This window comes from Amycolatopsis sp. NPDC049159 (assembly GCF_040648295.1).
Lineage (GTDB): Bacteria > Actinomycetota > Actinomycetes > Mycobacteriales > Pseudonocardiaceae > Amycolatopsis > Amycolatopsis pretoriensis_A.
On sequence record NZ_JBEZDL010000020.1, the window covers coordinates 226155 to 240090 of the forward strand.

14 protein-coding genes and 1 rRNA gene are annotated in these 13936 nt (G+C 71.1%); 3 read left to right on the forward strand and 12 right to left on the reverse strand.

Annotation, left to right across the window (positions count from 1 at the left end):
* Nucleotides 1-2: 2 nt before the first annotated feature.
* The 4 genes from AB0B33_RS33660 to AB0B33_RS33675 all read right to left on the reverse strand — a co-directional run bounded on the left by AB0B33_RS33660 (nt 3) and on the right by AB0B33_RS33675 (nt 3657).
* Nucleotides 3-257: a hypothetical protein gene (locus AB0B33_RS33660; protein ID WP_247014376.1), complete on the reverse strand. Its 255-nt coding sequence runs from the start codon at nt 255-257 to the stop codon at nt 3-5.
* Nucleotides 254-610 (reverse strand): WhiB family transcriptional regulator, encoded by a 357-nt coding sequence (locus AB0B33_RS33665; protein WP_360779225.1) that lies wholly within the window; start codon nt 608-610, stop codon nt 254-256. Before AB0B33_RS33665 ends, AB0B33_RS33660 begins: the two co-directional genes overlap by 4 nt.
* Before the next feature lie 151 nt (nt 611-761).
* Nucleotides 762-1019, reverse strand: coding sequence for a hypothetical protein (locus AB0B33_RS33670; protein ID WP_247014378.1), 258 nt, complete (start codon nt 1017-1019; stop codon nt 762-764).
* Nucleotides 1020-1566: 547 nt separating this feature from the next.
* Nucleotides 1567-3657, reverse strand: a complete 2091-nt coding sequence (locus AB0B33_RS33675) for an ATP-dependent DNA helicase UvrD2 (RefSeq protein ID WP_247014379.1) — start codon at nt 3655-3657, stop codon at nt 1567-1569.
* Nucleotides 3658-3722: 65 nt separating this feature from the next.
* Here AB0B33_RS33675 and AB0B33_RS33680 point away from each other — a divergent pair, with 65 nt between their 5' ends.
* The gene (locus AB0B33_RS33680; RefSeq protein WP_247014380.1) at nt 3723-4451 is read left to right on the forward strand and encodes a DUF4191 domain-containing protein; all 729 of its coding nucleotides are present in this window, start codon (nt 3723-3725) and stop codon (nt 4449-4451) included.
* Between the two features lie 60 nt (nt 4452-4511).
* Here the strand turns inward: AB0B33_RS33680 and AB0B33_RS33685 are convergent, their stop codons facing one another.
* Complete coding sequence (locus AB0B33_RS33685) at nt 4512-4901, reverse strand: RDD family protein (RefSeq protein WP_360779276.1); 390 nt, start codon at nt 4899-4901, stop codon at nt 4512-4514.
* Between the two features lie 270 nt (nt 4902-5171).
* Between AB0B33_RS33685 and glnA the strand changes: the two genes are divergently transcribed.
* Nucleotides 5172-6596: a type I glutamate--ammonia ligase gene (gene glnA / locus AB0B33_RS33690; RefSeq protein ID WP_247014381.1), complete on the forward strand. Its 1425-nt coding sequence runs from the start codon at nt 5172-5174 to the stop codon at nt 6594-6596.
* Nucleotides 6597-6896: 300 nt separating this feature from the next.
* Here the strand turns inward: glnA and AB0B33_RS33695 are convergent, their stop codons facing one another.
* The 6 genes from AB0B33_RS33695 to AB0B33_RS33720 form a co-directional block, all read right to left on the reverse strand.
* Entirely contained in the window at nt 6897-7382 is a 486-nt protein-coding gene (locus AB0B33_RS33695) for a GNAT family N-acetyltransferase (RefSeq protein WP_360779231.1), read from the reverse strand.
* Nucleotides 7379-7804 (reverse strand): acyl-CoA thioesterase, encoded by a 426-nt coding sequence (locus tag AB0B33_RS33700; protein WP_360779234.1) that lies wholly within the window; start codon nt 7802-7804, stop codon nt 7379-7381. The genes AB0B33_RS33695 and AB0B33_RS33700 overlap by 4 nt, the downstream gene beginning before the upstream one ends.
* Nucleotides 7805-7818: 14 nt before the next feature.
* Complete coding sequence (locus AB0B33_RS33705; RefSeq protein ID WP_360779237.1) at nt 7819-10791, reverse strand: bifunctional [glutamine synthetase] adenylyltransferase/[glutamine synthetase]-adenylyl-L-tyrosine phosphorylase; 2973 nt, start codon at nt 10789-10791, stop codon at nt 7819-7821.
* Nucleotides 10792-10820: 29 nt separating this feature from the next.
* Complete coding sequence (locus tag AB0B33_RS33710) at nt 10821-11954, reverse strand: inorganic phosphate transporter (protein WP_247014384.1); 1134 nt, start codon at nt 11952-11954, stop codon at nt 10821-10823.
* A gap of 97 nt (nt 11955-12051) precedes the next feature.
* A complete protein-coding gene (locus AB0B33_RS33715) occupies nt 12052-12801 on the reverse strand; it encodes a type 1 glutamine amidotransferase (protein WP_360779240.1) in 750 nt (249 codons plus the stop codon).
* A gap of 15 nt (nt 12802-12816) precedes the next feature.
* The gene (locus AB0B33_RS33720) at nt 12817-13239 is read right to left on the reverse strand and encodes a rhodanese-like domain-containing protein (protein ID WP_360779243.1); all 423 of its coding nucleotides are present in this window, start codon (nt 13237-13239) and stop codon (nt 12817-12819) included.
* Between the two features lie 111 nt (nt 13240-13350).
* Between AB0B33_RS33720 and AB0B33_RS33725 the strand changes: the two genes are divergently transcribed.
* Nucleotides 13351-13791 carry an Lrp/AsnC family transcriptional regulator gene (locus AB0B33_RS33725; protein WP_247014387.1) on the forward strand — a complete coding sequence of 147 codons (441 nt, stop codon included), beginning with the start codon at nt 13351-13353 and terminating at the stop codon, nt 13789-13791.
* A 54-nt stretch (nt 13792-13845) separates the two neighbouring features.
* On the opposite strand, the gene rrf is transcribed toward AB0B33_RS33725, so the two are convergent.
* Nucleotides 13846-13936 (reverse strand): 5S ribosomal RNA (gene rrf / locus AB0B33_RS33730); the annotation flags it as partial.

Consider the following 13936-nt stretch of genomic DNA (forward strand, 5'->3'; position numbering starts at 1 on the left):
GCTCAGTTCTGGTCCTGGTACCGCTCCGCGCGTCGGGCCGCCCATCGGGCTACTCGGCTCCACCGGCGGACGGCGCGTGCGCCACCTCGGGCCCGCTGCGCGCGGACCCCCTCTTCGAGATCCCGTATTCGGGCCCTCGACAGTTCTTCGTACAGCAACATCTCGCTGATCTCCTCGATCTCGGTCTTCGTCAACTGCAGCGGTTCACCGCTGGTGTGTGCTTCGTAATCCCTGGTCGTGACCGGTTCGACGCTCATGCGGCGGCGCTCCGGTGATCACCGCGGGCCTTGGCCGCGGCGGGCTCGACGGTGGCGTTCTTGCGCGGCCGGCCACGGGGCCGCTTGCGCGCGATCACGACGCCGCGCTCGAAGATCTCGCCACCCCAGACGCCCCACGGCTCACGCCGGGCCAGCGCGCCGGCCAGGCAGGCCTCGCGCACCGGGCAGTCGGCGCACTGGGTCTTCGCGCGCTCGAGCTCGGCCGGGGACTCCGCGAACCAGAGGTCCGCGTCGCCCGAACGGCAGGGCAGCGCCACGTCGGGGACGGCGATCGGGTCGAGCAGGTCGGCGAATATTGCCTCACCGGAGGTGTAGGCGACGGCCGATGACATGGTGGTTCCTCCTTGAGTCGTACGGGATTGCGAGTGGGTGCTTGAGCTGGGCAACGCTGTTCCTCTTGGGGTTGTGCAGCCAAAAACACGAAGGCCGCGGATCCGGGTTTTCCGGTTCCGCGGCCTTCGTGAGCCTCGTGTCCTGACTAGGTCAGGAACTTCGCTCCCGTATCGACAACGGAACACGGAACTGCTTGACGGTCGGCAGATCAGCCTGCGGGTACGCGGCGAGAACGCCCTGCGTCCCGAAGACGACGACACCGGTGGCCCAACGCCGCTCGACACGGCGCATGCCACGGATCCCGTGCGCGCTCACGGACACACCGGTGCCCGGGCGCTGAGCAGCCGCAACTTCCGCGGCGCAGGACAGACGGGTGCCCGGGTTCGTGAGCGTCAGGTTGATGGTCATTTCACCGGCACCTCCTTCTGTACTCTGCACACGCGGCCGCCGAGCGGCGCTGTCAACGTGGATCCCCAGCCGAGCCCTTCGGGCTCGGTACTGGCAGGTTATTGCTCCCCACCACACCGAGGCAACTCAATTAACGGGAAAATCCTCGAAGATACGAAGATCGCCCCTGAGCAGCGGGTTCGCCGCGTCGATCATGGCTCGGACGCGGTCAACACCGCATCGGCGCGGGCCCACCACCCGAGGCGCGCAGGTCGGCCGCAGGAGCCGCGCACATCCCGCCGCGAAGCCACTACCGAGCGACGCGAACGACGCCGGACATGCCGCGCGAATGGCACCCGTACGCCGCGCACGCAACACCGGTTACCCCCGCAGCCGCACGAACGGCACCCGCACGCCGCGCACACGACACCGGGCGCCCCGGCAGCCACACGAGTCACGCCGACCGCGCCCGGGTGCCCGGACCACCCAACGCGTACAGCGCCGAGCCCACGTCCCGGCCGCGTCGACCCCATCGCGCGAGCCCAGAGAGGGATCGGCGCCGGCCGGCTCAGGACTCCGTCGACGCCCGGACCACCCCGAGGATCTCGGTGCCGAACCGCTCGAGCTTCGTCGCGCCGATGCCCGAGATCGTCACCAAGCCCGCCTCGTCCGTCGGGCGCTGCTCCGCGATCGCCATCAACGTCGTGTCGGTGAACACGACGAACGCCGGCACCTTCAGCTCCCGGGCGCGCTCGCCGCGCCAGGACTTCAGGCGCTCCAGCAATCCTTCATCCACTGTGGACGGACACCGGCCGCAGCGGCCGAGCTTGACCTCGAGGGTCTCCAGCAGGGGGCCGCCGCACACGCGGCAGCGGGTCTTCACCGGGTTCGCCGCCATCGGCTTCTGCTGGGACCTCGCCGCGCGGGCGGCCGGGTGGTCCTCCGGGATCAGGCCGTACAGGAAGCGGCTGCGGCGTCGGTTGCGCCGTCCGCCCGGCGTGCGGGCCAGGGCCCACGACAGCCACAGGTGCTCGCGGGCGCGCGTCACGCCGACGTAGAAGAGGCGGCGCTCCTCCTCGATCGCGGCCTCGTCGTCGCCCGCGTGGAGGATCGGCATCGTGCCTTCGGCCAGGCCGACCAGGAACACCGCGTCCCACTCCAGGCCCTTCGCCGCGTGCAGCGAGGCCAGCGTCACGCCCTCGACCGTCGGGGGGTGCTGGGCCGCCGCGCGCTGGTCGAGCTCCGCGCAGAAGCGGGGCAGGTCCGCGTCCGCGACCGTCGAGGCGAGCTCTTCGGCGAGCTCGACGATCGCCAGCAGCGCGTCCCAGCGCTCCTTCGCCGCGCCGCCGGCGGGCGGGGACTCCGTGAGGCCGACGCGGGCGAGGACCGACCGGACCGTCGTGACCAGGTCGGAACTGACGTCGCCGCTCGCCGCGCGCAGGGCCGACATCGCCTGGCGGACCTCGGTCCGGTTGAAGAAGCGCTCGCCGCCGCGGACCAGGTACGGGATGCCGGCGTCGGACAGCGCCGACTCGTACGCCCCGGACTGGGCGTTCACGCGGTAGAGGATCGCGATCTCGCTCGCCGGTACGCCGCCGTCCAGCAGCTCGCGGATGCGCCGCGCGACGGCCTCCGCCTCGACCGCCTCGTCGTCGAACTCGGCGAAGCGCGGCTCCGGGCCCGACGGGCGCTGGCCGATCAGCTTCAGCCGCGAGCCCGCCGGGCGGCCGCGTGCCGCGCCGATCACGCGGTTCGCCAGCGAGACGACCTCGGGCGTCGAGCGGTAGTCGCGCTCGAGGCGGACGACGGTGGCCTCCGGGTAGCGCCGCGTGAACTCCAGCAGCGCCTTCGGCGACGCGCCGCCGAAGGAGTAGATGGTCTGGTTGGCGTCACCGACGACGGTCAGGTCGTCGCGGCCGCCGAGCCACGCGTCGAGCAGGCGCTGCTGCAGCGGCGTCACGTCCTGGTACTCGTCGACGACGAAGCAGCGGTAGCGGTCGCGGAACTCCTCGGCGACGACGCCGTGCTCCTCCAGCACCGCCGTCGTGTGCAGGAGGAGGTCGTCGAAGTCGAGGACCTGCGCCGCGTTCTTCAGCTCTTCGTACGTCCGGTAGACCTCGGCGATCTGCGCGGCCGGCGCCGGGATGTCCCGCTGGGCGCGCGCGGTGACGGCCGGGTAGTCGTCCGGGCTGACCAGCGACGCCTTCGCCCACTCGATCTCGCTCGCCAGGTCGCGCAGGACCTCGACCTCGGTGCCGAGCTTCGCCCGGTTCGCGGCCTGGCCGACGAACCGCAGCTTGTTGTCCAGCAGGTCCCACGGCCGGTCGCCGACCACGCGCGGCCAGAAGTACCGCAGCTGGCGGCGGGCGGCGGCGTGGAACGTCAGGGCCTGCGCCGCGTCGACGCCGAGGCCGCGCAGCCGGGTCCGCATCTCGCCCGCGGCCCGCGTCGTGAACGTAACGGCAAGCACCTGACCTGCGGAAACGTGCCCGGACCCGACCAGGTGGGCGATCCGGTGGGTAATCGTGCGGGTCTTGCCCGTGCCGGCTCCGGCGAGCACGCAGACCGGCCCGCGGGGGGCACTGGCGGCGGCATGCTGCTCGGGGTCGAGACCGTCGAGCAGGCGGGAGCGGCCCTTCGGGGAAAGTACGCCAGTCACGTCCCGCATCCTCGCAGAGGGGGACGGGGAATCGGGGCAGGGGCACGCGGCCGTATCCTGGTCATATGGCGGGACAGCAGGACAAGGAAGCGGCCAAGCAGGCCAAGAAGGAGAAGCGCGCGGCGAGCAAGGCACGCCGTGGCCAGCTCTTCGAGGCCTTCAAGATGCAGCGCAAGGAAGACCCGTGGCTCATCCCGTGGATGGCCGGCTCGATCGTCGTCGTCGCCGGCGTCCTGTTCGGAATCGGGTTCTTCTTCGACTCGCAGTGGGTGCTGCTGCCGCTGGGCATCGTGCTCGGCGCCCTGCTCGCCATGGTCATCTTCGGCAGGCGCGTCCAGAAGACGGTCTACTCGAAGGCCGACGGCCAGCCCGGCGCCGCGGCGTGGGCGCTGGAGAACCTCCGCGGCAAGTGGAAGGTGACGCCGACCGTCGCGGCGACCACCCAGCTCGACGCGGTGCACCGCGTGCTGGGCGGCCCGGGCGTGGTGCTGGTCGCCGAGGGCGCGCCGCACCGCGTGAAGACGCTCCTCGCCCAGGAGAAGAAGCGCGTCTCCCGCCTGGTCGGCGAGACGCCGATCTACGACGTGATCATCGGGCACGAAGAGAAGCAGATCCCGCTGAAGAAGCTCCAGGGCTACCTGATGAAGCTGCCGCGCAACCTCAAGCCCGCCCAGGTCGACGCGCTCGAGGCGAAGCTCGCCGCCCTCGGCAACCGCGGCGCGGCGATGCCGAAGGGCCCGATGCCGGCCGGCGCGAAGATGCGCAACGTCCAGCGGACGATCCGCCGCCGCTGACCCCCGCTCACGACGAAGGCCCCGTCCGCGACCCGGACGGGGCCTTTTTCGTGAGCGGGTTCAGCGCAGCCGGACGACGACGGTGCCGGTCAGCCGGTCGAGCCAGCTGCGGCCGTCGGCGTTGCGGACCGCCGCCGGGATGATGAAGAACGTCAGCACCGCCCGGACCAGCGCGCGCGGCGGGCCGACCAGCGCGGCGCCGTCGAGCCGGGCGACGCGGATGCCGACGACGCCCATGCCGGGGGTGAAGCCGAAGAAGCCGGCCGAGACGACCGAGATGACCGCCCAGACCCCGCCGGACCAGAGGTTGAACACCTGCATCGCGGCCGGGTCCTGCAGGCTCGGGTGCAGGAAGATGGCCGTGACCAGGGCCGCGACCGCGAGGTCGACGATCAGCCCGAGCAGCCGGGCGCCCCCGGTCGCCGCCGAGCCGACGCCCGATTCGGGCAAACCGAACTTCTCACCCGGCCAGCGCGCGCCGTCTCGAGCCTCGGCCTGCCCGCCCTCGCCGGTGCCGGGCAGCCATTCACCGGTCCATCTCGCCACCCGTCCAGGGTATGCCGGTGGCGCAGACCACGTTCGCCCTGGTCGGATAGCCGGTATCCACCCACCCGTTAACACCGGCGAAACATACGGGTGACGGTCGGGCAACACCGCGCTTTTAGCGTGAGCCGAAGAGAGCACTGCCGTACGAGCTCGAACGAGAAGGAGTCACCGAGGGTGCCCACTACTCCAGACGACATCCAGCGCCTCATCGCCGACCAGGACGTCGAGGTCATCGACGTCCAGTTCTGCGACCTGCCCGGCGTGATGCAGCACTTCACGGTCCCCGCCAAGGCCTTCACGGAAGAAGCCTTCGAAGAGGGTCTCGCGTTCGACGGCAGCTCGGTGCGCGGCTTCCAGTCCATCCACGAGTCGGACATGCTGCTCCTGCCCGACGCGGAGACCGCGCGGATCGACCCGTTCCGCAAGGCGAAGACGCTCGCGCTCAACTTCTTCGTGCACGACCCGTTCACGCGCGAGGCGTACAGCCGCGACCCGCGCAACATCGCGCGCAAGGCCGAGCAGTACATCGCCGAGTACGGCGTCGCCGACAACGTGTACTTCGGTCCCGAAGCCGAGTTCTACATCTTCGACTCGATCCGCTTCGACTCCGCCGAGCACGCCTCCTTCCACGAGATCGACTCGGTCGAGGGCTGGTGGAACACCGGCACCGACGAGGTGGGCGGCAACCAGGGTTACAAGACGAAGTTCAAGGGCGGCTACTTCCCCGTCCCGCCGGTCGACCACTTCGCCGACCTGCGCGACGACATCGTCCGCAACCTGACGAACATCGGTTTCGAGATCGAGCGCGCGCACCACGAGGTGGGCACCGCCGGCCAGACCGAGATCAACTACAAGTTCAACACGCTGCTGCACGCGGCCGACGACCTGCAGCTGTTCAAGTACATCGTGAAGAACACGGTGTTCGCGGCGGGCAAGACGGCGACGTTCATGCCGAAGCCGCTCGCGGGCGACAACGGCTCGGGCATGCACTGCCACCAGTCGCTGTGGAAGGACGGCCAGCCGCTGTTCCACGACGAGTCGGGCTACGCCGGCCTGTCGGACACCGCGCGCCACTACATCGGCGGCCTGCTCAAGCACGCCCCGAGCCTGCTGGCCTTCACGAACCCGACGGTGAACTCCTACCACCGCCTGGTCCCGGGCTTCGAGGCCCCGGTTTCGCTGGTCTACTCGCAGCGCAACCGTTCGGCGTGCGTCCGCATCCCGATCACGGGCAACAACCCGAAGGCCAAGCGCGCCGAGTTCCGCTGCCCGGACTCGTCGGGCAACCCGTACCTGGCCTTCTCGGCGATGATGATGGCCGGCCTCGACGGCATCAAGAACAAGATCGAGCCGCCGGACCCCATCGACAAGGACCTGTACGAGCTCCCGCCGGAGGAGGCCAAGGACGTCAAGCTGGTCCCGGGCGACCTCGGCACGGTGCTCGACACGCTCGAGGCGGACCACGAGTACCTCCTCGAGGGCGGCGTGTTCACGCCGGACGTGATCGACACGTGGATCTCGTACAAGCGCGACAACGAGATCGACCCGCTGCGCCTGCGCCCGCACCCGTACGAGTTCAGCCTGTACTACGACGTGTGATCGGCGCGGGGCTTTGACCAGGGTTTCCCCGGTCGGAGTCCTCGCCAGGCCGCCGGCTGACGGCGGCCCACCAGACACGGGACGGCGGTCGAGGGGAACACCCCGACCGCCGTCCCGTTCTTTGTGCGCTCACCGCCTCGCGCGGCGTCGTCCCGGCGGAGCACGTCGTTGCGTGCGGCAGCGCTCTCGGTCATGGGCAACGTGCGTGCAAAGCGCACGGCCATCGGTGACACCGAGCGTCAGGTCCGCGAGGTCGAGCACACCAGTCGGGAGCTTGCGCAATCCGTCGCGTTTCTCGTTTCAGTGCAGGTCCAGCCACATCATGCGCAGGCCCACGTCGCCGTGGTGCGGGTGGCGGAACGCTCCCGGGGCGACGCCCAGCGTCGTGAAGCCCAGGCTTTCGTACAACGAGATCGCCGCCGTGTTCGTCTCCACCACCGCGTTGAACTGGAGCGCCGCGAAGCCCGACTCGCGGGCCCACGCGATCATGTCCGTCGCCAGTTCCCGGCCCACTCCCCGGCCCCGGGCCGACGCCGCCACCACCAGGCTGCCGGACGCGATGTGGCTGCCCGGGCCCGGGCGGTTGGCGTACATGTTCGCCGTCCCCAGCACCGAGTCGCCCTCGGTGAAGACCACAACCCGGGCCGGGGCCGGGAGCAGCCAGGAAAGGCGGGCCGCTTCCGAGGAGAGCGCCGGGTCGTACGGCATCGTCTCCTGCGCCGTGGCGACCTCGGAGATGATCGGCCAGATCGACGGCCAGTCAGCGGAAACCGCGGGACGGATCATTCCGCCGTCGACAGCACGCGCAGGTCCGCGCCCGCCGCTTCGAAGCGGCCTCTCGGGTCCGGGACCAGCTTGCGGAGCTCCAGGTCCATCAGCCCCAGCGTGCAGCTGATCTCCGCGGCCAGTGTGCCGTCCAGCTTGTAGATGTTCGAGTCCATCTTGAACGTCTTGCCGCTGCCGAACTTGACGTCGCACGTCACGTCGACCTCGTCGCCCGCGCGGAGTTCGCGGCGGAACACCACGTTGGTCTCCAGCAGCACCGATGCCACGCCCGGCAGGCCCTTCAGCGCGCCCGCCTTCTCCAGCAGCTCCAGGCGGGAGACCTCGCCGTACGAGTGGTAGACGGCGTGGTTGAGGTGGCCCAGGGTGTCCAGCTCGTAGTGCCGGACCTTGATCCGGGTTCGGAACGGCTCGCGATCGGTCACCAGGCCACTGTAGGTCAGGCCTCGTAGAACAAGTGCTCCACCACCGTGTGCGCCCGCCGGGTGATGCGGCGGTAGGTGTCGAGGAACTCGCCCGGGTCGGCCGTCGCCGGGTGGCCGAGGACGCGGGCCACCGCGGCCAGGTCGCGGCCCGAGCCAGGGACCTCGTCGACCGCCTTGCCGCGCACCAGCATCCCCGCGTTGCGGACCCGGGTCGCCAGCAGCCACGCCTCCCGCAGCGAGTCCGCTTCGGACTGCTGGGCCAGGCCCGCCTCCGGCAGCACCGCCAGCGCGTCCAGCGTCGACGTCGTCCGCAGGCCGGGAACCGAGCACGCGTGCTGGAGCTGGAGGAGCTGGACCGTCCACTCGACGTCGGCCAGGCCGCCGCGGCCCAGCTTCGTGTGGCGGGTCGGGTCCGCGCCGCGCGGCATCCGTTCCGTCTCCACGCGCGCCTTGATGCGGCGGATCTCCCGCGCCTTCGTCGCGTCCAGGCCGTTTTCCGGGTAGCGGATCGGGTCGATCATCGCGATGAACCGCTCGCCGAGGTCGTCGTCGCCGGCGATGAAGCGGGCGCGCAGCAGCGCCTGCGTCTCCCACACCTCGCCCCAGCGGGCGTAGTACGCGCGGTACGACTCGAGCGTGCGCACCAGCGGCCCGCTGCGTCCCTCGGGCCGCAGGTCGGCGTCGACGACCAGGGCCGGGTCGGAGCTCGGCGCGCCCAGCATCTTCCGGACGCTCTCCGCCACCGACGACGCGAACTTCACCGCGTCGGCGTCCGAAACCCCTTCGGACGGCTCGCACACGAAGAGGACGTCGGCGTCGGAGCCGTAGCCGAGTTCGGCGCCGCCGAGGCGGCCCATGCCGATGACCGCGATGCGGGCCGGCGTCTTGCCCAGCTCGGCCTGGCGCTGACGGAACGCCGCGGCCAGCGCGCCCTGCAGCACGGCCACCCAGACGCTCGACAGCGCTTCGCAGACCACGGGCACGTCGAGCAGGCCGAGCAGGTCCGCGCAGGCGACGCGCAGCAGTTCGTGCCGGCGCAGCGAACGCGCCGCGGCGACGGCCGCGTTCACCCCGGGCTGACGGCGGACGGTGGCCCGCAACGACGTCGCGACCTCGGCGGGCGTGCGGCCCAGCAGCCGGGCCGGGTCGCCGAGCAGGCGCAGCACCTCGGGGGCGCGGACCAGCAGGTCCGGCACCAGCCGGGACGTGCCGAGCAGCAGCGCCAGGTTCTCGACGACCGTGCCCTCGTCGCGCAGCACCCGCAGGTACCAGGGCGTGTCCTGGAGCGCCTCGGACACCTTCCGGTACGACAGCAACCCGCCGTCGGGATCGGGGGTGTCGGCGAGCAGGTCGAGCAGCACCGGCAGCAGCGCCTGCTGGATCGCCGCGCGGCGCGAGACGCCCGAAGTGAGGGCCTTGATGTGCTGCAGCGCCCCGTCGGGCGCGGTGTAGCCGAGCGCGGCGAGCCGGCTGGCGGCCTGCTTGGTGGTCAGGCGCAGCGCCTCGGTCGGCACGTTCGCGACGGACTGCAGCAGCGGCCGGTAGAAGATCTTTTCGTGCAGGCGGCGGATGCCCTGGCCGTGCCGCTTGAACTCCGCGAGCAGCGCGTCGCCGGGGCTCTTGCCCCCGGCCGGCTTGATGCCGCTGGCGCGGGCCAGAATCCGCAGCTCGGCGGTCTCCGACGCCGCCGGGAACAGGTGCGTCCGGCGCAGCCGCCGCAGCTGCAGGCGGTGTTCGAGCATCCGCAGGAACTCGTACGACGCGCCCAGTTCGGCGGCGTCCTGGCGGCCGACGTAGCCGCCTTCGCCGAGCGCCGCGAGCGCGTCCATCGTGGACGGCGAGCGCAGGTCCGCGTCGATCCGGCCGTGCACGAGCTGCAGCAGCTGGACGGCGAACTCGACGTCCCGCAGGCCGCCGCGGCCGAGCTTCAGCTCGCGCTCGGCGTGCTCGGACGGCACGTGACCCTCGACGCGGCGGCGCATCTGCTGCACCTCGTCGACGAAGTTGTCCCGGTCGGCCGCGGACCACACCAGCGGCGCGACCATCTCGGCGTACTGGCGGCCGAGCTCGGCGTCGCCGGCCACCGGGCGCGCCTTCAGCAGCGCCTGGAACTCCCACGTCTTGGCCCACTTCTGGTAGTAGCCGTGGTGGCTTTCCAGGGTGCGGACGAGCGCGCCGGCCTTGCCTTCGGGGCGCAGCGCCGCGTCGACCTCGAAGCACGCCTTGCCGACGACGCGCATCATCGTGCTCGCCAGCCTCGTGGCCACGCCGAGGTCGCCTTCACCGACGAAGATGACGTCGACGTCGCTGACGTAGTTGAGCTCCCGGCCGCCGCACTTGCCCATGGCGATCACGGCGAGGGTGCCTTCGACCGGCTTCCCTACTTCGGCTTCGGCCACCACCAGCCCGGCGGCCAGCGCGGCTTCCGCGAGCTCGGTCAGCTGGGCCGCGACCTCGGCGTAGCTCGGGTGCTCGAGCCCGGCCTCGACGAGGTGGCCCAGGTCGGCGGCGGCGATGCCGAGCAGCTGGCCGCGGTAGCCGATCTTGAGGGCCTGCTCGGCTTCGAGCCCGGTCAGCACGGCGTCGTCACGCAGCAGCGCCGTGCGCAGGGCTTCCCGGTAGCAGGCGGAGTCGGTGCACTTGTCGGCCGTGAGCGAGTGCCACTGGTCGGGATTCGCGGCGAGGAAGTCGGCGAGCGCGCTCGACGTGCCGAGCACGCCGAGGAGCCGGCCGCGGAACGTCCGGTTGGCGCGCAGCTGCTCTTCGAGCCGGCTCCACTCGGTGTCGTCGGCTTCGCGGATGCGGTCCAGACCACGCAGCGCGAGGTCCGGGTCGGCCGCTCGGGACAACGCCGCGAGCACGTCGGCGGCCGCGGCGACCGGGCCGGCGTCGTCCCACCAACCGGCCGCGCGCAACTGACCCTCGGCACGGGAATCGGTGAAGCCGTACCTCGCCGCCGAAGCGGTCGTTCGCGCGCGGTCTGCCATCACCGAACACCGTAGCCGGGGAATCCGGCTCAGGCGGCCAGGCGGCCCGGTTCGGTATCGGCGGGCGTCGGCTCCGGCACCTGGAAGCTGTGCGCGGTCACGGGGTGGCGGCGCGAAAGCAGGTAGATGCCGACGCCCACGCCGAGGCCGGCCACGCCGACGGCGATGGTGCCCGCGTTGCCGAGCGAAGCGATCTTGCCGGAGATCGCACCGACGATCGCGGCCGCGGGCAATGTGAACAGCCACGCGACGACCATCCGGCCGGCCATCCGCCAGCGGACGGGTGCTTCCCGGCGGCCGACGCCGGAGCCGACGATGCCGCCCGAGCAGACGTGCGTCGTCGAGAGCGGGAAGCCCAGCCGCGACGAGATCAGGATGACCAGCGCCGAGCTCGTCTGGGCGGCGAAGCCCTGCGGGCCCTCGATGTCGGTCAGGCCCTTGCCGAGGGTGTGGGTGATGCGCCAGCCGCCGAGGTACGTGCCGGCCGCGAGGGCGCACGCGGCGCTGATGATCACCCAGACCGGCGGGGCGGCACCCGACGGGAGGCTGCCGGCGCTGACGAGCGTGAGCGTGATGACGCCCATCGTCTTCTGCGCGTCGTTCGTGCCGTGCGCGAGCGAGACCAGTGACGCCGAGACGATCTGGCCGACCTTGAAGCCGCGCGTGGCCGGGCGGCCCCGGACCAGGAACCGGTAGACGAGGTAGGTCGCGACCATCGCGACGAGGCCGGCGATCACCGGGCTCGCCGCCGCGGGCACGAGGACCTTCTCGACGATCTTTCCGAAGTGGACCGAGTCGGCGCCCGCCGAAACCCAGGTGGCGCCGATCAGGCCGCCGAACAGCGCGTGCGACGAACTCGACGGCAGGCCGACGAACCACGTCACGAGGTTCCAGACGATCGCGCCGATCAACCCGCCGAAGACGATCGACGGGCCGATCTTCGTGTCGTCGACCAGGCCGCTGGAGATCGTCTTGGCGACCTCCACCGACAGGAAAGCACCGACCAGGTTCAGCACCGCGGAGATCGCGACGGCCACCCGCGGCCGGAGCGCGCCGGTGGCGATCGACGTCGCCATCGAGTTCGCGGTGTCGTGGAACCCGTTCGTGAAATCGAATACCAGAGCCGTGACGACCACGATCACGACCAGCAACGAGGGCTCCACCCCGACCTCCGAACGCCCTTGTGGGGACTCTTCCCGCAAGGTACCTGACGGGTGACGCCTGGCGTTAACAGGCCGTAGCTGTTTGTGACATCCGCCGTTAAGCCAGCGGTAACCGGCGTTGACTCTCGGCGGCGGGCTCGAGGTCACCGGCGGCCAACCGGACGAACCGCTGCGCGAACGGACCCCAGGTTTCGGCGATGTCGGCGTGCACTGTGGTCAGCACGTCGCGCTCGAGTGAGCCCGGACGAGCGAATTCCGCCTCCTGCGGGCTTTCCGCGGCCCAGCTCTCGACGACGGCGGGCGTCGTCTCGATGTGGAACTGGACGCCGTAGACACAACGGCCGAACCGGAAAGCCTGGTTCGTGTAGCGCGGAGCGGACGCGAGCAGTTCGGCGCCGGGCGGGAGCCGGGTGATGACGTCGTTGTGGAACTGCAGGACGTCCTGCATCAGCGGCAGGTCGGCGAAGAGCGGATCGGTCCACGCCGCGTCCTTCTTGGCGACGAGGTGGGGACCGACCTCGGGGCCGTCCACCCCGGCCTCGACGCGGCCGCCGGTCGCGACGGCCAGCAGCTGCGCGCCGAGGCAGATCCCGAGGGTGGGGAGCTGCTTCGCCGCCGCCTTCGACAGCAGCCGCCGGACGTCGGCGAGCCACGGGTGCTTCGCGTCGTCCTCCGCGCCCATGCCGCCGCCGAGGACGACGACACCCCGGTAGCCGTCGAGGTCCGCGGGCAGCTCATCGGTCGGCGGCAGCCGGACGTCGAGTTCCGCGCCGGCTTCGGTCAGCCAGTCGCCGAGGGGACCGAGCGGATCCGACGCGTCCGGCTGGATGATCAGCAATCGTGTCACGGTTTCCAGGGTAGGTCAGCAGGCGCAGCGGATTCCGGGGGCCGCGGTCCCTTCGACGGGGTAGCCGGCCGCGATCCAGCTCGTGATGCCGCCGGAGAGCCGCTTCACCCGGAACCCGAGCTGAGCCAGCTTGAGCGCGCCTTTGGTGGCGGCGTTGCAGTGGGTGCTCTCGCAGTAGCAGACGTAGACGACGTCCCGGTCGAGGTGCTTCGTGCTCTCGGCGGTCAGGTCGCGGTAGGGCAGGTTGACCGCGCCGGGGATGTGCGCCTGGGCGAACGCTTCGGGCGCGCGCGTCTCGACGATCACGTAGCCGTCCGTGTGGCCGGCTTCGAGGTCGCGGACGAGGTCGTCGGGGTCGACTTCGAACGCGAGCTCGGCGCCGAAGTAGGCGGTGGCGAGGTCCGGCGCCGGGGCGGGGACGGTGAGGGTGCGTGTCATGAAGAGAATCCTGCTGGTGGCGGGGCCGCGGGCACAGAGGAGAATCGGGGCGGGAACCCCGGTGCGCCGGGGATTTCCGCGTTCTGGCCGGGCACAGCAGGGAGAATCGCGGTGGACCTCGACGACGTCGATTGGCACCTGCTGGAGCTGCTCCAGTCGGACGGCAGGCTGAGCTTTTCCGAGCTGGGCCGCCGGGTGTCGCTGTCGGGCTCGGCGGTGACCGAGCGGGTGCGCCGGCTCGAGGAGCGCGGCGTGATCACCGGCTACACGGCCCAGGTGGACACGAGCAAGCTGGGACGGCCGATCGAGGCGCTGGTGCGGGCCCGCGTGCGGAGCCTGGACACCCCGCGCTTCCGGACGGCGGTGCTGCCGCTGCCCCAGGTCATCGCCGCGGACCACATCACGGGTGACGAGTGCTGGATCCTGCGGGTGCTGTGCCGGAGCACGGGCGAGCTCGAGGAGCTCGTCGAGAAGGTGCAGCGGTACGGCGAGACGACGACGTCGCTGGTGCTGTCCTCGCCGCTGCGCCGGCGTCCCGTGTCGCGGGCATGAAAAAAGCCCCGGGAGAACCAAAACTGGTCCTCTACCGGGGCTCTTCCCAAGTAAGTTCGGCGGTGTCCTACTCTCCCACAACCCTTCGGTTGCAGTACCATCGGCGCTGTCAAGCTTAGCTTCCGGGTTCGGAATGGGACCGGGC